Below are 22,831 nucleotides of genomic sequence, written 5' to 3' on the forward strand. Positions count from 1 at the left end.
AGTTCCTGATGCTCATTCATCCCAAGGCTCACTTCAAGCCCTACACCCATGCAAGCGGTGGCTGGGGATCGGCGAACGCAGTGATGAGAATCCTCTGGCGCGAGCAGGTCTTCGCCAAGGCTGCGACTGCATTGGCCAAACAGAACAAGCCTGACGGCTTCGCCTGCGTCAGCTGCGCCTGGGCCAAGCCGGGCCATCCTCGGGTGCTGGAATTTTGCGAGAACGGCGCCAAAGCCACGGCATGGGAACTGACCTCGAACAAGGCGGACCCCGCGTTCTTCGCCCGGCACACCTTGACCGAGCTGCGGCAATGGCCCGATTACGACCTCGAACAACAGGGCCGCCTCACCCATCCGATGCGCTACGACCCGGCGAGCGATCGTTACCGGGAAACCACTTGGGAAGAGGCTTATCGCGAGATCGGCGCGCAACTCAAAACGATGGAGCCTGACAGCGTGGTGTTCTACGCCTCTGGCCGTGCCTCGTTGGAAACATCGTTCATGTACCAGCTGTTTGCCAGGGCCTATGGCACCAACAACCTGCCCGACAGTTCGAACATGTGCCACGAAAGCACCTCGGTCGGTTTGCAAGAAAGCATCGGCGTGCCGGTCGGCACGGTGACCCTGGATGATTTCAACCACACTGACTGCCTGTTTTTCTTCGGCCAGAACGTGGGCAGCAACGCCCCGAGGATGCTCCACCAGCTCCAGGACGTGCGTAAACGCAACGTGCCGATCATCACCTTCAACCCCCTGCGGGAGCGCGGGCTCGAGCGATTCGTCAACCCGCAGTCGCCCACCGAAATGCTCACGCCTGAATCGACACTGATCAGCACCCAATATCACCAGGTCGCAATTGGCGGCGACACCGCTGCAATGATCGGCATCGCCAAGGCACTGCTGGAAATGGACGACCATGCACGCAGCAATGGCCAACCTGCTGTAGTCGATGATGAGTTCATCGCCACGCACACCCACGGTTTCGAGGCATTCGCGACCTCCGTACGCGGGCATCACTGGCAGCAGCTTGAACGCAAATCCGGCCTGAGCCGGTGTGCCATAGAGGCCGCTGCCACCACCTACGCCCACAGCCAACGAGTGATGATGATTTACGGCATGGGCCTGACGCAGCACCGACACGGCGTGGAAAACGTACAGATGCTGGTCAACCTGCTGCTGATGCGCGGCAACATCGGCAAACCCGGCGCAGGGGTGTGTCCGGTTCGCGGACATTCGAATGTGCAGGGCCAGCGCACGGTGGGCATCACTGAAGATCCGAAAAAAGTGCCGGTTCAGCTGATCCAACAGCACTTGGGCTTCAAGGTGCCCGAGCAGATGGGGCTGTGCACCGTGGATGCCTGTGAAGGAATAATTGCCGGCAGCGTTCGCGGCTTCATCGGGTTGGGTGGTAACTTTCTTCGGGCCATCCCCGACACCACCCGCATGGAGCCGGCCTGGCAAACGCTGGATTTGAACGTACAGGTCGCCACCAAGCTGAACCGCACCCATCTGTTGCCGGTGAAGAACCTGTGGCTGCTGCCCTGCCTGGGCAGAATAGAAATCGACCGGCAGAACGGCGTCGAGCAGACCTACACCACCGAAGACAGCACGGGCTGCATCCACGGTTGGCATGGCAGTGCGCAGCCCGTCGGGCCGAACGTGCGTGCCGAGGCGAGCATCGTCGCCGGCCTGGCGATGGCGACCCTCGACGCCTCGAATGCCGTCGACTGGCAAGGCTGGAGTGAAGACTACGCATCCGTCAGAAAAGCCATCGCGCTGATCTATCCAACCATCTTCCACGACATGGAATCACGGATGCAGGAGCCAGGTGGTTTCCACCGGCCCATCGCCGCCGCGCAACGCGAATGGCTGACCGAAAGTGGCAAGGCGCAGTTCATCACCCCCGGAACGCTGGACGAAGACGATGACGTCACGCCCTCCGACAGCCCGCGAGACGTGTTGCAGTTGATGACGCTGCGCAGCAACGACCAGTTCAATACCACTATCTACGGCTACGAGGATCGCTTTCGCGGCGTCAGCGATACCCGCGAAGTGATCTTCATGCATCACAACGACATCGTGCGGCTGGGGTTCGAAACCGGTGACCGGGTGTGGGTCACCACGGCAGTCGAGTCGGGTGTCATTCGCCAGGTCGGACCTCTGGAGATCATCGCCTATGACATTCCCGAGGGGTGCGCGGGCGCTTACTACCCTGAATGCAATCCACTGGTGCCGCTCTGGCACCATGCCGAGCGCAGCAAGGTGCCGGCGGCGAAATCCGTGCCGGTGAGGCTCAGCGCCGGCCCCGTTCGCGCCGAGCCTGGATTCGGCAAAGGCGCCTGACGCCTACGCGCCCGGATTGGTGACCTGAATGAACAACGACCAAGCCGTGAGCAGCACCCAGAACCCGGCGAACAGCCACGGGGTTCGGACGGAAAACAGCAACGCCTTGCGATAACCCTTGTGGCTGGATTCGCGCTCGCTGAACAAGGGTGAGTCATCGTATGCCAGCCCCATCACGGGCTCAGCGCGCAAGAGCTCGCTCTGCTTGTAGTACCAGTGATCGATGATGTCATAGGACGCACGAATACCCGGCCAGGCATTGAGCGAGCTGAGCACGCCGAGCAGCGCCAGAAACGGCGGCACCACCAGCGTGAACAACTTCCCCCATTCGGGGTTGACGTTGGCCATGCAGGAGGCAAAAGCGATCACCAGGAAGGATTGCGCCGTCAGGTAGGCATTGGTCCGGTTGGACAAAATGCTGGTCTCGTACTGGATCTCCCGACGATAAAAATCCAGACGCTGTTTGGGTGAACCGAACATTTGTGCATCGCGTGCAGAGAGTTCGGTTTCGCTCACCTCTGACGTGAGTATTCTCGGCAAACGGACGTCCTCAGGCTTAGCCTTTGCTGTGTTCCGGTGAGGTGGGCCCTTCCTTGATACCGCGAGGTCCGGCGACGCCCCATACGATCAGGCCCAGTACGGGGAAGACGATCAGGCCGATGGCCCATGCGGCCTTGACACCCACGGTCTTGTCGCTGCGAAACACGCTGACGATGGCCCACAGATCGACGAGCAGAATGATCACCGCAAGGGCGATCGAGAAGTAGCTGGTTGCTTCGGTCATTTTTCTATCCTCCAGAGACTGTAAAGGATTAGGTGCCACCGACGCGCAGGTGTTCAAAGCAATTGCCGGTCAACTGTCGCGAGCAATGATCGAGATCTTGCCATTGCGCTCGATGATCGCGAACTTGATCTCCTCCAGGGTCTCGATGCCCTGGCTGGAACGGGCAGCCTCCATGACGTCGGCCTCCACCAGGCGGGCATGACGCAAGCGTTCACGCAGCAGCTTGCCGTTCTCGACGATGATGGTCGGCTCCCCGTCAATCAGCCGAGACATCCAGCGCGAACGCTGCTTGAGCAGGGAAAGACCGACATCCACGGCAATCAGCGTGACAATCACCAGCATCGAATTGGTCAACGAAAAGTCGTCGCCCAACAGCGCCTGCTGGGTCGCCTCACCGATGATCATCAACAAGACAAAATCGAAAGTGGTCAGCTCTGCCAACGAGCGTCTTCCGGCGATCTTGAACAGCACCATAAGCGCCAGATACATGGCCGCGGCACGCAATACCGAATCCATAGGTCACCTAAGGGAAAATGAACTGGGTGAGTTTCACGCCGCTGGTGCCTGGCAGAATGATGGTGCTGCGAAACAGCCCCAGCCCATCGCCGCGCAAGGTCATGAATACGCTGGCCTGGCCTTTGGTATCGGCCTGAATCCATAGGCGCATGCCCTGCGCGGAGCTACGGGAGCGCACCGGCTCGGGTTGCAGCGTTTCGATGCTGAAACCATCGAGCAATTCACCGGCCACCTCCAACTCCAACGTCGACTCCGGTTCGCCGCTCAAGCTGATCTTCATCGCGTTGGTGGAGCCATTGCGGTGGAACATCTCATACTCGACGCGGACCCGGCCGTCGTCGCTGAGCACGTCACGCGAGCTGAGCAAACCACGCGAGAACAGCCCCGCCAGCCCCAGGATCATCAGCAAAACCAGCATGTACCAACCGAAGCGTTCGAAGCGCCAGACCTTGATCTGATACGCTATGTCTTCACGCACAGGGTATTTGCGGCTTTCCAGGTCCGGATGTCGAGTTTCGTCGTTCATCAGTCACTACCCTCGCTCACCCTTGAGCGCTCGGCCATGGAAATGCGGTAGCCACTGCAACGCATATTCCGTGGCCTGCTCGAGCACCTCGCAGCGCGTGCCAAAGAAACGATGCCTGCGGTTGAACAGGCATTGCTCGCCCGCCAGTTGAAATGCCCATGCAAAACACACGGTGCCGGCCGGGATGCCGTCCATATCGTCGGGGCCGAGAATGCCTGTGGTAGCGACTGCCGCATTGGCCGTGCTGTCGCGAAGCGCGCCCGCTGCCATCTCGCTGGCGACCTCAACGCTGGTCAGGTTGAAGGTCTCGATGGTGTGCGGGTTGACGTGCAACAGGCGCTGCTTGGCCTGAGGCGAATAGACCACGTAACCGCACTCGATCACCTCGCCGCTGCCCTCGACTTCCGACAGCAACATCACGATCGCGCCGGCAGTACAGGATTCTGCCGTGGTCAGCAGGAGAGAGTGATTGCGCAGATACGCGATGGTGTCGTCAGCAATGGGCATGTGCAGGACTCGCAGGTTTGTTGCTCGGTTGACCTGCGCGGTGGGCAAACATTCCATCGCGTGAGATGAACGCGCATCGCCTCCTCGCCCCTGCCCCCCGGCAGTCAGGGTCAACGCGGCCAGCGCCATACCGGATCGGCCAGATGCTCGGCAAAAAAGTCCGACAGCACCCTGATCTTCACCGGACGGGTACGCGCCGACGGCGTGACGAAGTACAGGCCACCGCGCGTCATGCTCCACTCGGGAAGGACCTGTTCCAGGCGCCCGTCCGCCAGGTACTCACTGGCCATGAACTCCGGCAGTTCGGATATGGCCAACCCTTCCAGCAGCACTGGGATCATCGCATCCGAGTTGGTTACCCGGAGTGGCCCGTTGGGTGCCACGTCCTCCTCGGCGCCGCTGTGGTGGGTGAACCGCCACACCTGGGTGCGTGCACGGTAGGCGTAGCTCAGGCATTGGCGATGGGCCAGGTCACGCGGATGGCCCGGCCGGCCGTGCGCTTGGAGGTAGCCCGGTGATGCCACAAGCAACTGGCTGACCGCGCAGATTCGCCGGGCGACCAGCGATGAGTCTGGCAGAGCCGCGATCCGCAGCGCCGCGTCGAAACCGTCGGCGATCAGGTCCACCGAGGCGTCGGACAAATGCAGGTCGATGGAGAGCTCCGGGTACAAGCGCATCAGTTTGGGCATCAATGGGGCCACCCAACGCAGGCCAAACGACATCGGCACCGCCAGGCGCACCTGGCCACGGGGTTGCACGGACAGTTCCTGGGCCTCGCTTTCCACCTCTTCGGCCTGCCGATAGATGTCCCCGGCCCTGGCCGCCATGCTCAGGCCAAACTCCGTGAGTGACAGCTGACGTGACGTTCGATTGAACAAGCGCCCGCCCAGTCGCTCCTCCAGCCTTGCCACCGCCCGTGACACAGTGGGCACCGAGACGCCCATCAGCCGCGCGGCAGCCGCGAACGAGCCCTCCTCCGCCACCTTGGCGAACATCGCCAAGCCTTCAAAGTCTGGTAATTTGCTCATTTCATTTCTGCAACGATAGGTTTCTGACAATTCTATTTTGAAACCATCCGATCGTCGATACGCTTCTCCCATCACAACGAACTACCCCACTGGAGAACAGCGAAATGAACGGCAAACTCAACGGCAAAATCGCACTCGTCACCGGCGGCACCAGCGGCATCGGCCTGGCCACCGCCAAACGCTTCGCCGAGGAAGGCGCGCATGTGTACATCACTGGCCGTCGCCAGGCGGAGCTGGATGCAGCCGTCGCCCTGGTCGGCAACGCCACCGGCGTGCAAGTGGACTCGACCCAGCTTGATCAACTCGACGATCTCTATGCAAAAATCCGCGCCAGTCATGGACACATCGACGTGTTGTTCGCCAACGCCGGCGGCGGCTCGATGCTGCCAATGGGCGACATCACCGAGCAGCATTACAACGACACCTTTGACCGCAACGTCAAGGGCGTCCTGTTCACCGTGCAGAAGGCGCTGCCCCTCTTGGCCAATCACGCTTCGGTGATCCTTACCGGCTCCACGGCGGGCAGTTCAGGCACTCCGGCGTTCAGTGTGTATTCCGCCTCCAAAGCCGCCGTGCGCTCGTTTGCCCGTAACTGGATACTGGACCTGAAGGACCGCAACGTGCGTATCAATACCATCAGCCCCGGCGCCACCCGCACGCCTGGCCTGGTTGACTTGGCAGGGCCCGACGCGGCGCAGCAGCAAGGCCTGCTGGACTACCTGGCTGCGCAAATCCCGATGGGACGCGTCGGCGAACCGGAAGAGATCGCCAACGCGGCGCTGTTCCTCGCTTCCAGCGATGCGAGCTTCGTCAACGGCATCGAGCTGTTCGTCGACGGTGGTCAGGCCCAGATCTGACACGGCGGGTTCATCACCAAAAAAAGGCGGCGTCCTCACGGACGCCGCCTTTTTCTGGTTGTGTCAGACCTGCTTTTGCGTCAACCACGCCCCCCAGAACAAGCTGCTGAAGAACCGCGTCGCATCGCCGAAGCCGGCGTCGTACAGCAGTTTTTGTACGGCGGCCTCGGAGTGTGGAGGGTCGGCGCCTTGAAGGATCTTCCCGAGCTTGGCCTTCACTTCATCCGCCGAAGCGCCATGCTGCCGCCAGCGCTGTCCCCAGGCGGCGAGCAGCAAGGGCTGACTGGCGTAGGCGTACTGATTGCCCGCAACCACCAACGGCGCTCCGGGCTTCAAATGAGAATGGATGGTTTGCAGGATCCTGCGTTTAGGCTCGTCCCCGTCGAGGTGATGCAGCACACCGACCAGTGTGGCTGCGTCAAACGAGCTGTCCGCTTTCAGGTCCTCCACATAGCCCTGGTGCAGGGTCGTCCTGCCCAGCAGGCCATTGGACTCCAGATGCTGCCTGGCGATTTCCAGCATCGGCGGCGAAGGGTCAACGGCTGTGAAGTGCCAGTGCGGCTCGAGCTTGGCCATGGCAATGATCTCGGAAGCCGTGCCTCCTGCGCCGACCACCAGAATTTTTGCCGGTTGCAGGCAGCCAATGCTGGCCGCCAGCATGCAGGCCACCAGGTCCTGGCAGGCATCATAACCGGCCAGGGCAATACGACTTTGCCGTGCGTATTCACTGGCTCGTGAATGATCGAACTTTTCAGCTGAGGTGTCGGGGGTTGTATTCAAGGCGATTCTCCATGACCTTGAACCAACCTACGTCACGTTTCGCAATAAGAGAAATTCATTGATTTTATAAATAGCATTCCTATCAGGAATGCGAAGTCAGCTGCATCAGGGCAGCGGATTCCACCGCCCCCTCGTCATGCCCTTCACTGAACACCGCGCAGGTGGCGACCTGATCGCCATGGTCACACTGATATACCGCGATGACGCTGCCCGGCCCACCACCCGTATGACCAACCAGCCTGTGCCCGCTGTTCGTTTCACCGATCATCAAGCCCAGGCCATAGCCGGGCGTGGCCCACGGCCTTCCGGGTATGGGACCGCCGAGCACGATTGCGTCCTGCATTGCCTCTAGCAATGAGGGGGGCAGCAACCGACCGGCCAGCAAGCCATCGAGCAGTTGAGCGGCTTCGTCAAGCGGGCCCACCAACAAGCCGTGATAGACCCAGCGGGGGTGATAGGCCGCCATCGTTGGCGGATGCACATCGCTCAAGTCCTCTTGCGTTCGCACGAGTCGAACCCGGGTTAAACCGAGGGGCGAAAAGACTTGCTGGATCAACGCCTCTTCAAGTGGTTGCCCGCTCAGCCGCTCGATCAACCTGGCCACCCACATGTAGCCGACGTTGGAATAGCGCCATGCCGTCCCTGGTTTGTAACGCAGCCGATTGGCGTCGAGGCGTTGCAGCATTTCATGGGCTGGCCAGGGTGCCTGGTTTTCGGCAACGGCTGAATGGTACGCCTTGAGTTCCGAATAGTCTGCCAACCCTGCCTGGTGCTTTAGCAATTGACGGAGTGTGAACGGCCCCTCCGCGACTGGCTCGTCAAGCCTGACAACCCCGTCACGCACGAGACACAACGCCGCAGCAGACAGCACTGTTTTAGTGAAGCTCCACCAAGGCACGGCAACTTGTGCATGCTCCGTCGGCCAAGGCGTTCCATTGAGTATCAGGGACTTGAGCATGGGTAATCCTGCTTGGACGGGTGAAGTATTTTGCCCGTTTTGAATACGACAAATGCATGGGTGCCATAGGTTTTTTCGCCTCCCAAGCTTTTGCGTCCGTTAAAATCCTGACAGAATAAATGTTAACGATTCTCATAAGTACTTAGATTATCTAAAACCTGCTCAGGAAACCCACCATGTCGCGCTCCACCTCACTGCGCCATTTCAAATCATCACGTGATCTGCTGGCCATGGCCGTTTGCATGGCAACTCTGACCCCGGCGATGGCCGATGACAACAGCGCAGCGCTGGAGAATTCGAATCCGGCCACCCTCGAGCTGGGCGCGACCGAAATCACCAGCACTCAATTGGGCAGCACCACCGAAGGCACCACTTCCTACACCACCGGCGCCATGTCCACCGCCACCAAGCTGCCACTGACCATGCGCGAAACGCCCCAGGCCGTAACCGTGATCACCCGCCAGCGCATGGACGACCAGGGGATGACCAGCATCAACGACGTGGTCAAGAACACCCCCGGACTGTTCCTCTCCACGTCCGATGGCCCTGGCCGGCAAAAATACTCGGCGCGCGGTTTTGACATCGACAACCTGATGTATGACGGCATCCCCAGCGGTTATCAAGGCTGGTCGGTGGGCGTGCAGCCGAACCTGGCGATGTTCGATCGGGTCGAGATCGTCCGTGGTGCGACCGGTCTCGTGACTGGCGCTGGCAACCCGTCGGCGGCTATCAACCTGGTGCGCAAACGCCCGCTCGCCGAGCAGAAGGTCACTCTGACCGGCGCCGCCGGCAGTTGGGACGACTACCGTGGCGAAATCGACGCTTCCAGCCCGCTCAACGACAGCGGCACCTTGCGGGGGCGTGTCGTGACGTCGTGGCGTGATTCCAACAGCTTCATCGATGATGTAGACGAAAACCACGGCCTGTTCTATGCAATCACCGAAGCCGACCTCAGCGAAGACACCACCCTGACTCTCGGTTTCTCGCACCAGAAGGACAAGACCAACTACTTCTGGGGCGCGTCCATGCTTGGGCTCGACGGCCATCACCTGAACCTGCCTCGTTCCTACAACCCGGGCACGTCCTGGGAGAACAAGGACCAGGACGTCAACACGGTGTTCGCCGAGTTCCGCCACAACCTGGCCAACGACTGGAAGCTGCAGGTCAACGCCAACTATGCCGAGCAGAACGGCTTGTTCAGTGGCTCATATCAGTCGCGCTGGAACGGTCCCGCGCTGGAGCGCACCGTTTGGCAGGCTTCCTATGACGAGAATCAGACCGGGTTGGACAGCTTCCTCAGTGGCCCCTTCCAGGCATTCGGGCGCACCCATGAATTGGTCGTCGGCGCGGGCAAGCGCATCTACGACATGACCACCCAGAACTACGCCCCTTACGCCATGGATTGGCCAATCACCGCCGGCAAACCGAACTTCACGCGTACCGATAGCGTGCGCGAAGTCACGACCCAGGACAGCGTCTACGCGACAACCCGCCTGAGCCTTGCCGATCCCTTGAAGCTTATTCTCGGCGGACGCCTGGACTGGTACGACTACGACAACCGCGATGCGGAGGGTGATTACAAGGTCACTCGCAACGTCACTCGTTACGCCGGTCTGATCTACGACCTGGATGAGCACCATTCGGTATACGCCAGCTACAGCGATATCTTCACACCGCAAAGCGAAAAGGACACCTCAGCCACCCCGCTCAAGCCTATCGTCGGCAAAAACTACGAGGTCGGCGTCAAGGGCGAGTACTTCAACGGTGCGCTGAACGCCAGCTTGGCGGTGTTTCGCGTCGACCAGGAAAACCGTGCCGTACAAGTGTTCGTGCCGAACTGCCCTCAGAACGCCTGCTATCAGCCTTCCGGTGAGATTCGCAGCCAGGGCATCGACTTCGAACTGCAAGGCGCGCTGACCGAGAACTGGCAGCTCGGCGGCGGCTACACCTACGCCCGCGTGCACACGCTCAAGGACGATGCCAACCCGCAGAACGTCAACCAGCGCTTCGACACTGACACTCCGGAGCACCTGTTCAAGTTGACCACCAGCTACCGTTTCCAGGGCCCGCTGGAAAAACTGCGCGTCGGTGGCAGCGTCTACTGGCAGAGCCGCATGTACAACGACATCGCGTTGGACGATGGGAGCGAATACCGACTCAAGCAAGGTAGCTACGCAACCACGGATCTGATGGCCGGCTACGAGGTCAACCGCAATCTGGACCTGCAACTCAACGCCAACAACATCTTCGATCGTGACTACTACCAGTCGATCAGCACCTCTACCCAGTACGGCGGCGACAGCTACGGCGCTCCCCGTAACCTGATGCTGACCGCCAAGTACAGCTTCTGATCGACCGCCCCCCTGTAGGAGCGAGCATGCTCCGGGCGGCGTTCCGACGATGGTGGCCCGGGCACCGTGGGGCCTCAGGCTGCCAGCGTCATCGTTGACGACCATCGCGAGCATGCTCGCTCCTACAGGGATCTGCGTTCACGAAAAAGCCCGGCTGATTAGGCCGGGCTTCTTGTTGGGTGTTGCGCGGGAGCCATGCTTCATACGGCACGGCGTTCGATCAGGCGGTCGGAGCCACCTTCGGCGACGCGGCGTTCGATCAAGCGATCAGAACCACCTTCGGCTACGCGGCGCTCGATCAAGCGATCCGAACCACCTTCGGCTACGCGGCGTTCGATCAGACGATCCGAACCACCTTCGGCTACGCGGCGTTCAATCAAACGATCCGAACCACCTTCGGCTACGCGGCGCTCGATCAAGCGATCCGAACCACCTTCGGCTACGCGGCGCTCGATCAGCCGATCCGAACCACCTTCAGCAACAACAGGTTGAGCGGCGGTAGCGGCAAAAGCGTTAACTGCAAAAACCGAGAAAGCGATGCTGAGAAGAGTTTGGCGTTTCATGATCGTGTGCTCCAGGGGGTGTAGTTGTTTGGTATGGAGCTGATGTTACGCCGCACAATTTTTATGAGAACTTCATTGAGTTGATGGTGACTATCGATGCCGATAATGTCCCGCCCGATCCCTGTAGGAGCGAGCTTGCTCGCGATGGTGGACCAGGCACCGTGGAGTTTCAGGCAACCAGCGTCATCGTTAACGACCATCGCGAGCATGCTCGCTCCTACAGGGGTTTATTTCAGTAACTTTCGCCTCAGATCACCCCGCGCGCCTTGTACGAAACAATCTGATCGTCGCTATAACCCAACTCCTTCAGCACACTGGCACTGTGCTGGCCCAGACCTGGCGAAGGTTGTTCGTCGACCATCTGTGTGTAGGGCATGTGCAACGGATGTTTCACGTAGCAATTACCCGACTGCGCTGGCACTTCGACGATCATTCCACGGTGCTGCACCTGCGGGTCGGCAATGGCTTCGGCCACGGTGTTGATCGGGCTGCAGGGCACGTCCGCCGCCTGCAGGGTCTTGAGCCAATGCTCCCGACCATACTCGGTCAGGCGGGTCTTCATGAGGGGTTCAAGGTGGGCATGATTCTGTGCACGCAGCGGACCGTCACGCAGCAGCGGATCGTCGATCCACGCCGCACGATCCATCGCCAGGCACATGCGTTGCCACTGCTCTTCGGTGTCCACGCAGATGGCAATCGGCTCGTCCGCCGTCGGGAAGGCCTGGAACGGTGCGATCAAGGCGTGGCGACTGCCGAGGCGCTTGGGCACGTCACCGACCTGCAGATACCGCGCAACCGCGTTTTCCATCATCGCCAGCTGGCAGTCGAGCATCGAGATGTCAATGAACGCGCCAGTGCCGCCGTTGCGCTCCTTGTCGACCAATGCCGCCAGTATGCCCACCGTGGTGAACAGGCCCGAGCCGATGTCGCCCAGGGAAATCCCGACCCGCGCCGGCGGCCCGAACTCTTCACCGGTGATGCTCATCATGCCGGACATGGCCTGGGCAACCACGTCGAACGACGGCAGATGTTTGTACGGACCGTCCTGGCCAAACCCGGAGATCGACGCATACACCAGGCCAGGGTTGTATTCGCGTACCGTCTCGTAACCGAAGCCCAGGCGTTCCATGGCGCCGGCGCGGTTGTTTTCCACGAACACATCGGCCGTTGACAACAGTTGGCGCAGCACCGCCTTGCCCTCTTCATCTTTCAAGTTGAGCGTCAAGCTGCGCTTGTTGCGATTGACGCTGTTGAAATAGACGCTGCCGTCATCCTTGAACGGTGCCACACCTCGGGTGTAGTCCCCGCCGTTTGGGCGTTCGACCTTGATCACTTCAGCGCCGAGACTGGCCAGCAACCAGGTTGCATACGGACCGGCCAGCATATGCGTGGCATCGATCACGCGTATGCCATTGAGTGGACCTTTATTGGAGTTTTGCGTTTTCGTGGACATGAGTTCACCCCGCCAGGCTATCAGGATCGCCTGGTCACATTAGGTATTTGCGGTAGAGAACCGGGTTCTCTGCTGTTATGAATCCATCAAACCGAACGCCCTAGCACCCTTGCCAGGCAGGCGAACGTTTTTGCTGGAAGGCCGAAACGCCCTCACGAAAATCCCAGGACTGGTAGCAGCGCAACAACACGTCTTCGTCCCGGACATTGGCCACCTGGGCATCGCGAAGGCGGCGTAACACGGTTTTGGTCGCCCACAGCGTCAGGGGCGCCAATTGCGTCAACTGCTCGGAGACGCGCTCGGCGGCGGCCTCCAGCTGGTCCTCCTCGACCATCTCGCGAAAGGCGCCGCTGGCGATCAAGCCAGGCGCCTCCACCAGCCGCGCGCTGAACACCATTTCCTTGGTCATTGCCGGGCCGAACAGGTCGATCAGGCGCTGATAATTCAACGCACTCAGACAGTTGCCTACCGTTCTCGCAATGGGGAAACCGAAGCGCGCCGATGGGCTGATCAGGCGCACGTCGCAGGCCGCGGCGATCAAGGCACCGCCGCCGACACAGGGGCCGGCAATCGCCGCCACCGTGGGAAACTTCAGCGCTTCCAGGGCGGCAATCAGGGTTTCACTGTGGCCTTCCAACTCCAGGAACTCGGCTTCGGTTTTGGCATCTTCCAGCGCGCCGAAATCGGCGCCCGCCATGAACGAAGGACGCTTGCCAGTGGCGCCGGTCAGGACCAAAGCCTTGACCGAGTCGTCAACGGCCAGTTCGAGAAAGATCCCGGTCAGTGTTTCTTCCATGGCCGGCGACATCGCATTCAGCGCATCAGGACGATTGAAAATCACCCATTCGACGCAGCCCCGGCGTTGTCGAACGATCTCTGTACTTTCACTCACTTTCATCACTGCACCTTGTTCTTCAACCGAAATTTGAATGTCGCTGCGCGGCGACACAGAGCCATCAACTGGTGACGCGGCTACCCGGTTGCAGCAGGTGGCAATCGCCTTCCGGCAGTTGCAACAACACCACCTGCCCCACTTGATAATCGATAGTCGGCGGTGTGAACGCCCGTACTGTGGCGCCCAGGCCGATGTCCACCAGCACGTCGCAGTACTCGCCCAGATACGCCGTGCGCAGCACAGTGCCGGGCAAGACGTTGTCCGCGCCCTGCTCGGGCCCTACCACCCGGACTTTCGAAGGACGGATGCACAGGGTGACTTCCTCGCCGGGTTTCCCCCCGCTTCGGTCAACGCCCTTCAGTGCCTGCTCGCCGAACTGCGCGATGCCGGCGGCTTTCACCCGAGCGGGAATAACGTTGTTGCTGCCGATGAAGGCCGCCACGAAGGCATTCGATGGTCGTTCGAAGATTTCCCGGGGCGAGCCCAGTTGCTGGACACTGCCACCGTTCATGACAGCCACCTGGTTGGCCGTGACCAGCGCCTCGCCCTGGTCGTGGGTCACGTACACCGTGGTCAAGCCGAGCAGGTCGTGCACGCGGCGAATCTCGAAGCGCATTTCTTCACGCAGGTGGGCATCGAGGTTGGACAGCGGCTCGTCCAGCAACAGGATGCTAGGCTCGACGATCAGCGCCCGCGCCAGGGCCACACGCTGTTGCTGGCCGCCGGACAACTCGGACGGATAACGGTCGGCCAGATGATCGAGGTGCACGGTCTTCAGGGCTTTCTTCAGTTTCTGTTCCAGTTCAGCGCGAGGCACCTTGCGGATTTGCAAACCGAACGCAACGTTCTCGGCCACTGTCTTGTGCGGCCACACCGCGTAGTTCTGGAACACCAGGGAAATGTCCCGGTGCTCCGGTGGCACCACACCCTGGGGACTGGAGATCACCCGGTCATTGACACGGATCTCACCACCGCTGGGGGTTTCGAAACCGGCCAGCAACTGCAACGTGGTCGACTTGCCGCAGCCCGAGGGGCCGAGCAAGGCCAGCAGTGTCCCGTCTTCGACCACCAGGTCTATGCCCTTGAGCGCCTGGAACTGACCGAAGCTCTTTTGCAGGTTGCGAATGTGGATCTGGCTCATTGGGCGGCTCCTGGTTCTGTACGAGTGAGCCCGGCACTTGGGCGTTTGTGTCGGGCCAGCTTGACGTTGAGCAATTGCGCGAGCGCCACCACCAGCATGGTAACCACCAGCAGCAACACGCTGGCCGCCGCCACGGCTTCGTAATTGCCCCCGTCCTTGTAGTTATAAATCAGCGTGGTCATGACGTTGGTGCTCGGGGTGATCAGGAACACCGCCACCGACAGCTCGCGCATCACCGGGATGAACACCAGCAGCCAGCCGGAGATCAGCCCGGAGCGCATCAACGGTGCGGTAATGCTGGTGAAGGTTTTCGCTTCGCTGGCGCCCAGGATGCGGGCCACCCGCTCAAGGTCAGGGCTGATGCCTTTGAGAATCGCCCCGCCATGGGAATAGGCAATCGGCAGGAACGTGGCAACAAACGCCGCGACGATGATCGCCGAGGTGCCATACAGGCTCAGCGGAGGCTGCGTGTAGGCGGCGAAGAAACCCACCGACAGGACGATCCCCGGAATGATGATCGGCAGGTTGGTCAGGCCGGCGATCAGGGTCGTGCCCGCCACGAGCCGCCGCTCGACGATGTAGGCGATCACCGCGCCGAGCAACACACAGATGGTCGCGGCGCCAGCAGCATAGGACAGCGAGTTGAGGATCGCCGCTTGGGTTTCGCCATTTTCCAGGATCGCCCAGCGATACCAGTGGAACGTCAGGTTGCCAAGCGACGTCCCCTGGCCCCAGGCCTTGGAGAGCGACACCACGATCAGCGCAAAGTACGGCAGCAACACCGCCGTCACCGGCACGATCAAGGCGAACGCCAACCCGCCCCAGCGCCAGCCCTTGAGGTCAATGCGCCGGCCGGCACGGCTCTTGCCGCCAATCATGACGAAGCGCTTGCGTCCCAGAATCTTCCTGCGCACCCAGAACAAGCCACCGGTTAACAGCAACAACGGCATGCAATAGGCCGCCGCCATGTACAGCTCAGGCGGGAACAACTGATAGAACTCGGCCAGTTTGGTGGTCACCACCGCTGTGCCCGAAGGCGTCAGCAGGAAGGCCGGCACACCGAACAGTGTCATGCCCTGGATGAACGACAGAATGAAGCCGACGATTACCGCAGGCATCACCATCGGGATGGTCACGCTGAGCATCGTGCGCAACACCCCGGCGCCGAGGGTAGTCGCCGCGTCCTCGAGCTCCACCGCCATGTCATCCAGCGCACTGGCGACGATGGTGAAGGTGTACGGCACGGTGTAGATCGCACAGACGAAGATCGCACCGCCCATCGAGTAGATGTTGAGCAACGGCTGCGTGCTGTCGAACAGGTAGCGATACAGTGAGTTGAGCCAACCGGCATTCGGTGCGGCCAGCAGGATCCAGCCCAGCGCACCGATGAACGATGGCGTGACGAACGCGCCGAGGGTCAACATCCGGATCAGCCCGCGCCCCGGCATGTTGGTGCGGGCCACCAGCCAGGCCAGCGGCACACCGAGCACAGTCGAGAACAGCGCCGTGGAAAACGCCAGGATGATCGAGTTGCCCAGCGGCGCCAACATGCCCTTGGCAGTCATCAGGCGCGCGTAGTTGTTCAGTGTCCATTGCTGTGTCGCGTCATCGTGCAGACTGTTGTAGACAATCCAGCCCACCGGTTGCGCGACCAGTGCAAACAGGCACAACAGCACGGCTGAGACCACGGTCCAGCGCACCCACGGTCGGTGTCGCCGGATGCCGGCCTTGGAGGCAGCCGGTGATGAATCTATTGCAAAAACGCCCATGAAGGATCACTCCTGAATCAGACGACGGTCACTCTGCAGGCCGAAGCCTGCAAGGGTTCAACCCATGATTTCTTTCCATTTGGCGATCCCCTCGGCCACTTCCGCCGCCAGGTCCTGCGGTGGGTTGCGGTACCACTTGATCTGATCCAGGCTGCGACCCTCGGCCCAGGGCACATCGGTGCGCAGGGTCGGCCAGAAGTTGGCGGCCAGGATCTGCGAGACTTCCAGGTCGTAAAGGAAATCGGAGAACAGCTTGGCCGCATTCGGATGGGGTGCCTTGAGCGGAATGGCGTTGAGCCCCAAGTTGAGGATGGTGCCGTCGGTCGGTGGCTGCACATTGATAGGGTTGCCCGCCGCCCTTTGCGTCAGCGAGAAACTGAACGGCGCGCCCAGGCCCACCAAGCGCTCACCGGAGAGAATGTCAGTGACGGTATCGACGTTGGACTGGCCGACCTTCGGGTTGAGCTTGCTCAGTTCCTTGAGGTAGTGGTCGCCGTACTTCTTGCGCATGGCGACGAGCCAGGAGGCCACGTCACCGGAAAACGCCGGGCTGCCCACGGTCAGCTTGTTGGCCCACTGACTGTGGAGCGCCGCCTCCCAGGTGGCCGGGGCCGAACTGACCTTGTCCGACTGGTAGTTGAGGCAGGTCAGGCTGATGGCGCCGACCTGGTACATATCGTCCTTGTCCAGGCTTTGGAATTCGCTTGGCAAGAACTCGGTGCCGGCCGGCTTGTAGGGCAACAGCGCGCCGATTTTCTTCAATTCCAGGTAATGCAGGATGTTGGTGCTGCCCAGCGAGTCGCAGTTGGGAGCATTGTTCTGAAGCTCAAGGCGCAAGCGCGTGTAGACGGTCTGCGAGGCCTGGCGCAGCAAGTTGACCTTGATGCCCGGATAACGCTTGATGAAGGCGTCGCGAATGGCTTCGATGGTCTTCTGCTCGTATGAACCCCAATACAGGTTGAGCGCCCCCTCCTTGCGGGCGGCTTCATACAGCGATGAGTCAGCGGCAAATGAAGGCCGGATCAACCCTCCCGCCATCAAGCCCACGCCGGCGATGCCGCTGGCCTGCAAAAATTTGCGCCGTGTAAATTCGACCATCTCAAGACTCCTTCGCGTTCAGTGACTGCGATATTTTTTGGTTATCTGGAATCGGCAGGATCAGTAGTCGCCCGTGGTCGCCCCGCCATCGACAATCAGCACTTGCCCGGTCATGTAACTGGCATCGTTGGACGCCAGGAAAGCCACGACTGCAGCAATTTCCGAAGGTTGTGCCGGTCGCCCCAAGGGCATTCTGGACATCCATTTCTCTCTTATGTCCTCCGGCACACTGGCCAGAATCGGTGTTTCAACAATACCCGGCGCAATCGCGTTGACCAGTACACCATGGCGCGCCGCCTCCAGCGCCACGGTATGGGTCAAGCCGACTACACCGGCTTTGGCACTCGAATAGTTCGATTGCCCGAACGTACCGAAAATGGCTGTGGAAGCGATATTGATTACCCGTCCCCATCCTCTCCCGATCATGGCCGCCAAACCAAACTGGCAACCCAGCCACGAGCCGCGCAGGTTGACGTCGATCACCGACTGCCACTCTTCGTCACTCATTTTGACTAGCGAACGATCGCGAACGATCCCGGCCACATTAACGACAATGTCCAGCGCTTCGAAGCCTTCCGGAAGTTCGGCCACGGCGGCTTGCCAACTGGCACGACTCGATACGTCAAGGGTAACGGCGCAGGCCTGGCGCCCTTGCGCAACCAGGGCATCGGCCAGCGTTTGCGCGCCCGGCCCCAGATCAGCGATCACGACCCTGGCGCCTTCATCGGCCAAGCGCTGGCATATGGCGGAGCCGATGCCGCCGGCACCGCCCGTGACCAGCGCTACATGGCCCTGCAAACGCCCGGTCATGACGGCTGCCCTCCCCGGCATGCCACGGCGAACACATCCTCGCCTTCCTGCACCAGCTCTTCGTTCTGGTTGAGCAGGCGCATCGAAACCCTGGCAATGCCCCGGGACGGATTGGACTGGCTGCGACGCAGCTCCTGGACCTGGGCCACGTAGTACAGGGTGTCCCCAGCGAAGACCGGGCCCGCGAAACGGCGGCGGGTCTCCATGAAGGCCAGGATCGCCCAGTCATCAATGCTCGAGCGCAGGCCGGTGCTCATCGAATGAGCCAACATGCCGTGGGCGATGCGCCGGCCGAACAGGTTTTGCCGCGCGGTCTGTTCATCCATGTGCAACGGGTTGAAATCTCCAGTCAGCCCGGCAAACAGGACGATGTGGGTTTCCGTCAGAGTGATGCGCGACGACGTGACGCTCTGGTCTGCTGCCAGGTCCTCGAAATACAGGGTAGAACTCATGAGTGGCTCCGTGCCTGGAACACAGGCAATGAGGTGGAAGAATCCAGGGCGGTGAACGCAACCCTCACCGGCATGCCGATCGAAATGTCCTCGAGGGCAACATCGCGCAGTTGCGACAACATCAGCGGCCCCTCTTCGAGCTCGATAACGGCGCAGACGTAAGGGGCATCCAGGCGCGTGTGACCGCGATGAATCACCGTAAAGGTGAAGACCGTGCCGCGCCCGGACACCTGCACCCAGTCGGGCACAACGCCCAGGTCGTCGACGCAATGAGCCCTGGGGTACCACTGCCAGGCGCCGGACACCGGGTTGCGCTGGATCAGCAGGCGTTGTTCCTGGTTGGCCTCCCACCAGGTGGCAGACAGGTTGTCGCGAGTCACGGGGCTGAAAGTGGCCATGAACAGATCCTCAAACGGTCAATATCAGGGTGGCGGCAGCGCAGAACGTGCCGCCCAGGCCATGTACAAGTGCAACCTCGGCGTCCTCGACTTGCACGCCCGGGCCTTCGTTGCGCAATTGGCGAACCCCTTCGATCAGGGCGAGCAGCCCACGCTTGCCGGGGTGATTCGACGCCAGCCCGCCGCCATCGGTATTGCACGGCAAGGACCCGCCGATTTTCAGGTGGCCATCGGCGACAAATCGACCACTCTCGCCACGCGCGCAAAAGCCCAGGTCTTCCAGCGCCAGCATCGGCGTGATGGTAAAGGCGTCGTACAGTTGCGCGACGTCCACGTCCGCATGCGTCAGCCCCGCCATCTCGAAAGCCCGAGGCCCGGTGTGCGCCGCTGGCGTGATCAGGTCACGGGGCATCTGGCTGATTTGCGTGCGCTGGGTGGCCATGCCGAAGCCGCCGAGGTACACCGGTTTCTGTCGGCAATCCTGTGCCCGCTCGCGGCTTGTCATGACAATGGCACCACCGCCGTCAGTGACCACGCAGCAGTCCAGGCGATGCAGGGGCGATGCGATCATCGAGGAACTCAAAACGTCGTCGACGGTGATCGGCTTGCGACCAAGAAAGGCATCCGGGTTGCCGGCCGCGTGCTGGCGGAAGGTCACGGCCACCTCGGCCAATTGTTCCGGGGTAGTGCCATACAGGTGCATGTGGCGCTGGGCAAACATGGCGTAGGTGGAAATCAGCGTCGGCGCAAACGGCAGCTCGAATTGTCCGGGCCCGGCGGGCAGCACAAAGGGATCGAAGGATGGCGTGTTCAACGGCCACCAACGCGGCGACGCCGCGTAACTGATCACTACCACATCCACCAGTCCTGCCGCGATTGCAGTGGCCGCATGGGCGGCATGAACCAGATACGAACAACCGCCGACATCGGTGCTGTCGAACCAGCGCGGTTCGATGCCCAGATATTCGGCCATCTCGGTCACGCTGTTGACGCCACCACCTTCAGCCCAGTCGCCAGACGCGACACACAGGCCATCAACGTCATTGAGGGCCAACCCGGCCTGGGTCAGCGCGGCGTGAATGCACTCCACCTGGATGGCAAACGGATGCACGCCCTGGGCGTCTCTTCGCGGTGATTCATAGGCGCCGACGATGGCGGCGCGTCCTGAAATGTTCAACCTGTGCTCCTGAGTTCGAGAACCGTGGCATCAAGTTCCATTATCCGAACGCCCTCCAACAAGCAGTTAGAACAGGCGCTATTGGTGCATTAAACGCACCGATAGCTGGCATGAGCCTTGCTGTAGCCAAAGGGTCCGAGTACCCAGGAAACAACCATGAATCGCCGCCTTCCCCCCCTTGCTCGCCGTGCGTGCTTTCGAAGGATTCAGCCGCTGGGGCAGTGTGCGCCAATGCGCCGAGGAACTGGCGGTGTCGCACACGGTGATCTCCCGCCACATCCAGAACCTGGAGAGTGCCGTGGGCACCAAATTGGTGAGGAAATCCGGACGCGGGCTGGAGATGACGCGCGAAGGCCAGCGCTATGCCGCGCAACTGCGCCGGGCGCTGGACATCATTGCCGACGCCAGCAGCGACCTGCGCCAGGGCGAAGACGCCCTGCACGTCTGCTGCATGGCAGGGCTGGCGTCACGGCGCCTGCTGGGGCGGCTCGGCGAACTGGAAGAGGCGCTGAACGGCCGCGAGCTGACGCTGGAGCCCACCAGCACGCGGCCCGACTTCAACCGCAACGAAGCTGATGCCGAGATCGTCTACCTGGAAGAACTGAACCTGGGCGATGAGGTGTGCGCCGAACTGTTCGCCCGGCCGCTGATACGCGCGGTCGCCAGTCCGGCCTTCTGCAATCGTTACCCCGAGGTGCTGTGTGCCGAGGACATGCTGGGCCTGCCTTTGATTCACGAACGCAATACCCAGCGCTGGTCTCAGTGGCTCAGCATCGCCGGTGTCACCGATCTACCCAGGCTTCGCGGCCCGCGCCTGTGGCATGGACACTTGACCCTCGAAGCCGCCTGCATGGGCCAGGGCATCGCCCTGGTCAGCGAGCTGCTGGCGGACGAAAAAATCGCCGCTGGCGAGCTGGTGGAAGTGCTGCCCATGACGATCCGTCTGGGCGGCTATTACTTCATTGCGCCGACCCGAAAATGGAACGATCCGGCCATCGTCCGGTTGCGCAACTGGCTACATTCGGTCTTTCCGGGGGAGCTGGAAAAAGGCGACAAAAACGCACCAGTAGAGCGCTCGCCCGGCGATATGGCACCGCATTGAAGCTCATGTTGCAATCAATGGAGACCCCACGTTGAACACGCCACCGTCAAAAACAAAACCCCATGAACTGGCCGTCGTCCAAGACCAATGGATAGACCTCTACGGCCACATGAACATGGCGTATTACGTGCAGTTGCTCGACGACCTGGGCCACCGCATCCTCGACCGCTTTGGCCTGGGCGAAGGTTACACACGGGAGCACAACTGCGGATTGTTCACCGTGGAAGCCAACGTCAAGTACATCAAGGAAGTCCGCGCCGGCGACCCGTTGCGGGTCGAACTGACTCCGGTGCGTTTTGACGACAAACGCCTGGTGACCCAGGTGGACCTTTACCATCATGAGCTCAATTACCTGAGCGCGAGCATGCTGCAGACGGCGCTGCATGTGGATCTCGGGACGCGCAGGGTGAGGCCATTTTCGGAGGCTGCTGTCCAGAGGCTCAGAGCGTTGAAGGATGAGTTTGAGGTTAATGGGTGGAACCGGACACGAGCCCTCTGACATCGGCCCAGCAGCTTCGAGGGCGCAGGTAGCGGTCACGAACATCGAGCCAGGCCCCGAGCCAGCGAGATGAGGCGAATGAGCGCGGCGCCGCTGACTCACCGCTGTAAATGGGACCGCTCAGCTTGTCGTTCGCAAGTTGTCAGCCTGCTGGCGGGTGGGTAAGCTGCATGGATGAATCAGCCATCGATAGTATCGCCCACCGCCCGCGGCCCCGCCGATCATGACATTCGCAACCAGATTGTCGCGGCGGCCAATGAGCACTTCAGTCAGTACGGTTACGCTAAAACCACGGTCTCGGACCTGGCCAAGGCCATTGGATTCTCGAAAGCCTATATCTACAAATTTTTCGATTCCAAGCAGGCGATCGGCGAGGCCATCTGCACACATTGTTTGACGCAGATCGTCGCCGCCGTAGAGCTGTCCATCAACGGGGAAACTCTCAGCGCAACGGAGCGGTTTCGACGCTTGGTCAAAACAGTGATCGCGACGGCTGTGGACCTGTTCTTCAATGACCGCAAGCTCTACGACATCGCCGCGTTTTCCGCTTCGGAGCGCTGGCCGAGTTCGCTGGTTTATGAAGCACAGATCAAGCAGTTCATTCTGCAGATCGTGCGTGACGGGCGAGAGGCAGGTGAGTTTGAACGCAAGACGCCTCTGGACGAAACGGTAGAAGCGATCCACCTGACTCTGCGGCCTTTCGTCAATCCTCTCCTGCTGCAATACAACCTCGACTTTATCGAGGACGCGCGGTCACTCACCTGCAACCTCATCCTGCGCAGCCTCATGCCCTGAACGGCGAACGCTCGCGACTGTTCCGGGCTT

Annotated in this window: 25 protein-coding genes; 6 read left to right on the plus strand and 19 right to left on the minus strand. The window is 61.0% G+C overall.

The window, feature by feature from the left end:
• The first annotated feature begins 8 nt into the window (after positions 1–8).
• Positions 9–2,342, plus strand: coding sequence for an FdhF/YdeP family oxidoreductase (locus tag AB4N64_RS12630; RefSeq protein ID WP_460125970.1), 2,334 nt, complete (start codon positions 9–11; stop codon positions 2,340–2,342).
• Between the two features lie 3 nt (positions 2,343–2,345).
• Here the strand turns inward: AB4N64_RS12630 and AB4N64_RS12635 are convergent, their stop codons facing one another.
• The 6 genes from AB4N64_RS12635 to AB4N64_RS12660 form a co-directional block, all read right to left on the minus strand.
• The gene (locus tag AB4N64_RS12635; protein ID WP_460125972.1) at positions 2,346–2,882 is read right to left on the minus strand and encodes a hypothetical protein; all 537 of its coding nucleotides are present in this window, start codon (positions 2,880–2,882) and stop codon (positions 2,346–2,348) included.
• A gap of 16 nt (positions 2,883–2,898) precedes the next feature.
• The gene (locus AB4N64_RS12640) at positions 2,899–3,126 is read right to left on the minus strand and encodes a PLD nuclease N-terminal domain-containing protein (protein ID WP_460125974.1); all 228 of its coding nucleotides are present in this window, start codon (positions 3,124–3,126) and stop codon (positions 2,899–2,901) included.
• A 69-nt stretch (positions 3,127–3,195) separates the two neighbouring features.
• On the minus strand, positions 3,196–3,642 hold the full coding sequence (locus AB4N64_RS12645; RefSeq protein WP_460125976.1) for a DUF421 domain-containing protein: 447 nt from the start codon (positions 3,640–3,642) through the stop codon (positions 3,196–3,198).
• Positions 3,643–3,649: 7 nt separating this feature from the next.
• On the minus strand, positions 3,650–4,168 hold the full coding sequence (locus AB4N64_RS12650) for a hypothetical protein (RefSeq protein WP_460125978.1): 519 nt from the start codon (positions 4,166–4,168) through the stop codon (positions 3,650–3,652).
• A gap of 6 nt (positions 4,169–4,174) precedes the next feature.
• Entirely contained in the window at positions 4,175–4,675 is a 501-nt protein-coding gene (locus tag AB4N64_RS12655) for a CinA family protein (RefSeq protein WP_460125980.1), read from the minus strand.
• Between the two features lie 110 nt (positions 4,676–4,785).
• On the minus strand, positions 4,786–5,703 hold the full coding sequence (locus AB4N64_RS12660) for a LysR family transcriptional regulator (protein WP_460125982.1): 918 nt from the start codon (positions 5,701–5,703) through the stop codon (positions 4,786–4,788).
• A 104-nt stretch (positions 5,704–5,807) separates the two neighbouring features.
• On the opposite strand from AB4N64_RS12660, the gene AB4N64_RS12665 reads away from it, so the two are divergent.
• Entirely contained in the window at positions 5,808–6,560 is a 753-nt protein-coding gene (locus AB4N64_RS12665) for an SDR family NAD(P)-dependent oxidoreductase (protein ID WP_460125984.1), read from the plus strand.
• Positions 6,561–6,623: 63 nt separating this feature from the next.
• On the opposite strand, the gene AB4N64_RS12670 is transcribed toward AB4N64_RS12665, so the two are convergent.
• Entirely contained in the window at positions 6,624–7,340 is a 717-nt protein-coding gene (locus tag AB4N64_RS12670) for a class I SAM-dependent methyltransferase (protein ID WP_460125986.1), read from the minus strand.
• Positions 7,341–7,422: 82 nt separating this feature from the next.
• Complete coding sequence (locus tag AB4N64_RS12675; protein ID WP_460125988.1) at positions 7,423–8,298, minus strand: serine hydrolase domain-containing protein; 876 nt, start codon at positions 8,296–8,298, stop codon at positions 7,423–7,425.
• A gap of 176 nt (positions 8,299–8,474) precedes the next feature.
• Between AB4N64_RS12675 and AB4N64_RS12680 the strand changes: the two genes are divergently transcribed.
• The gene (locus tag AB4N64_RS12680) at positions 8,475–10,649 is read left to right on the plus strand and encodes a TonB-dependent siderophore receptor (RefSeq protein WP_460125990.1); all 2,175 of its coding nucleotides are present in this window, start codon (positions 8,475–8,477) and stop codon (positions 10,647–10,649) included.
• A 200-nt stretch (positions 10,650–10,849) separates the two neighbouring features.
• Here the strand turns inward: AB4N64_RS12680 and AB4N64_RS12685 are convergent, their stop codons facing one another.
• The 11 genes from AB4N64_RS12685 to AB4N64_RS12735 form a co-directional block, all read right to left on the minus strand.
• Entirely contained in the window at positions 10,850–11,212 is a 363-nt protein-coding gene (locus AB4N64_RS12685) for a hypothetical protein (RefSeq protein WP_460125992.1), read from the minus strand.
• Entirely contained in the window at positions 11,209–11,421 is a 213-nt protein-coding gene (locus tag AB4N64_RS12690; protein WP_460125994.1) for a hypothetical protein, read from the minus strand. Before AB4N64_RS12690 ends, AB4N64_RS12685 begins: the two co-directional genes overlap by 4 nt.
• 38 nt (positions 11,422–11,459) lie before the next feature.
• Entirely contained in the window at positions 11,460–12,665 is a 1,206-nt protein-coding gene (locus AB4N64_RS12695; protein ID WP_460125996.1) for a CaiB/BaiF CoA transferase family protein, read from the minus strand.
• 100 nt (positions 12,666–12,765) lie between these two features.
• Positions 12,766–13,563: an enoyl-CoA hydratase gene (locus tag AB4N64_RS12700; protein WP_460125998.1), complete on the minus strand. Its 798-nt coding sequence runs from the start codon at positions 13,561–13,563 to the stop codon at positions 12,766–12,768.
• Positions 13,564–13,621: 58 nt separating this feature from the next.
• Positions 13,622–14,701 (minus strand): ABC transporter ATP-binding protein, encoded by a 1,080-nt coding sequence (locus tag AB4N64_RS12705; RefSeq protein WP_460126000.1) that lies wholly within the window; start codon positions 14,699–14,701, stop codon positions 13,622–13,624.
• Positions 14,698–16,470, minus strand: coding sequence for an ABC transporter permease (locus AB4N64_RS12710; RefSeq protein ID WP_460126002.1), 1,773 nt, complete (start codon positions 16,468–16,470; stop codon positions 14,698–14,700). The genes AB4N64_RS12705 and AB4N64_RS12710 overlap by 4 nt, the downstream gene beginning before the upstream one ends.
• Positions 16,471–16,527: 57 nt before the next feature.
• Positions 16,528–17,568, minus strand: coding sequence for an ABC transporter substrate-binding protein (locus tag AB4N64_RS12715; RefSeq protein WP_460126004.1), 1,041 nt, complete (start codon positions 17,566–17,568; stop codon positions 16,528–16,530).
• Positions 17,569–17,628: 60 nt separating this feature from the next.
• On the minus strand, positions 17,629–18,378 hold the full coding sequence (locus tag AB4N64_RS12720; RefSeq protein ID WP_460126006.1) for an SDR family oxidoreductase: 750 nt from the start codon (positions 18,376–18,378) through the stop codon (positions 17,629–17,631).
• The gene (locus tag AB4N64_RS12725) at positions 18,375–18,830 is read right to left on the minus strand and encodes a MaoC family dehydratase (protein ID WP_460126008.1); all 456 of its coding nucleotides are present in this window, start codon (positions 18,828–18,830) and stop codon (positions 18,375–18,377) included. Before AB4N64_RS12725 ends, AB4N64_RS12720 begins: the two co-directional genes overlap by 4 nt.
• The gene (locus AB4N64_RS12730) at positions 18,827–19,228 is read right to left on the minus strand and encodes a Zn-ribbon domain-containing OB-fold protein (RefSeq protein ID WP_460126010.1); all 402 of its coding nucleotides are present in this window, start codon (positions 19,226–19,228) and stop codon (positions 18,827–18,829) included. The genes AB4N64_RS12725 and AB4N64_RS12730 overlap by 4 nt, the downstream gene beginning before the upstream one ends.
• Positions 19,229–19,238: 10 nt before the next feature.
• Entirely contained in the window at positions 19,239–20,405 is a 1,167-nt protein-coding gene (locus AB4N64_RS12735) for an acetyl-CoA acetyltransferase (RefSeq protein WP_460126012.1), read from the minus strand.
• Positions 20,406–20,592: 187 nt separating this feature from the next.
• On the opposite strand from AB4N64_RS12735, the gene AB4N64_RS12740 reads away from it, so the two are divergent.
• The 3 genes from AB4N64_RS12740 (at position 20,593) to AB4N64_RS12750 (ending at position 22,801) form a co-directional block, all read left to right on the plus strand.
• Positions 20,593–21,507 carry a LysR substrate-binding domain-containing protein gene (locus AB4N64_RS12740; RefSeq protein ID WP_460126014.1) on the plus strand — a complete coding sequence of 305 codons (915 nt, stop codon included), beginning with the start codon at positions 20,593–20,595 and terminating at the stop codon, positions 21,505–21,507.
• A gap of 31 nt (positions 21,508–21,538) precedes the next feature.
• The gene (locus AB4N64_RS12745) at positions 21,539–22,006 is read left to right on the plus strand and encodes an acyl-CoA thioesterase (protein ID WP_460126016.1); all 468 of its coding nucleotides are present in this window, start codon (positions 21,539–21,541) and stop codon (positions 22,004–22,006) included.
• Between the two features lie 174 nt (positions 22,007–22,180).
• Positions 22,181–22,801, plus strand: a complete 621-nt coding sequence (locus tag AB4N64_RS12750) for a TetR/AcrR family transcriptional regulator (RefSeq protein WP_460126018.1) — start codon at positions 22,181–22,183, stop codon at positions 22,799–22,801.
• Positions 22,802–22,831: the final 30 nt, after the last annotated feature.

The organism is Pseudomonas sp. S2_C03 (genome assembly GCF_054668405.1).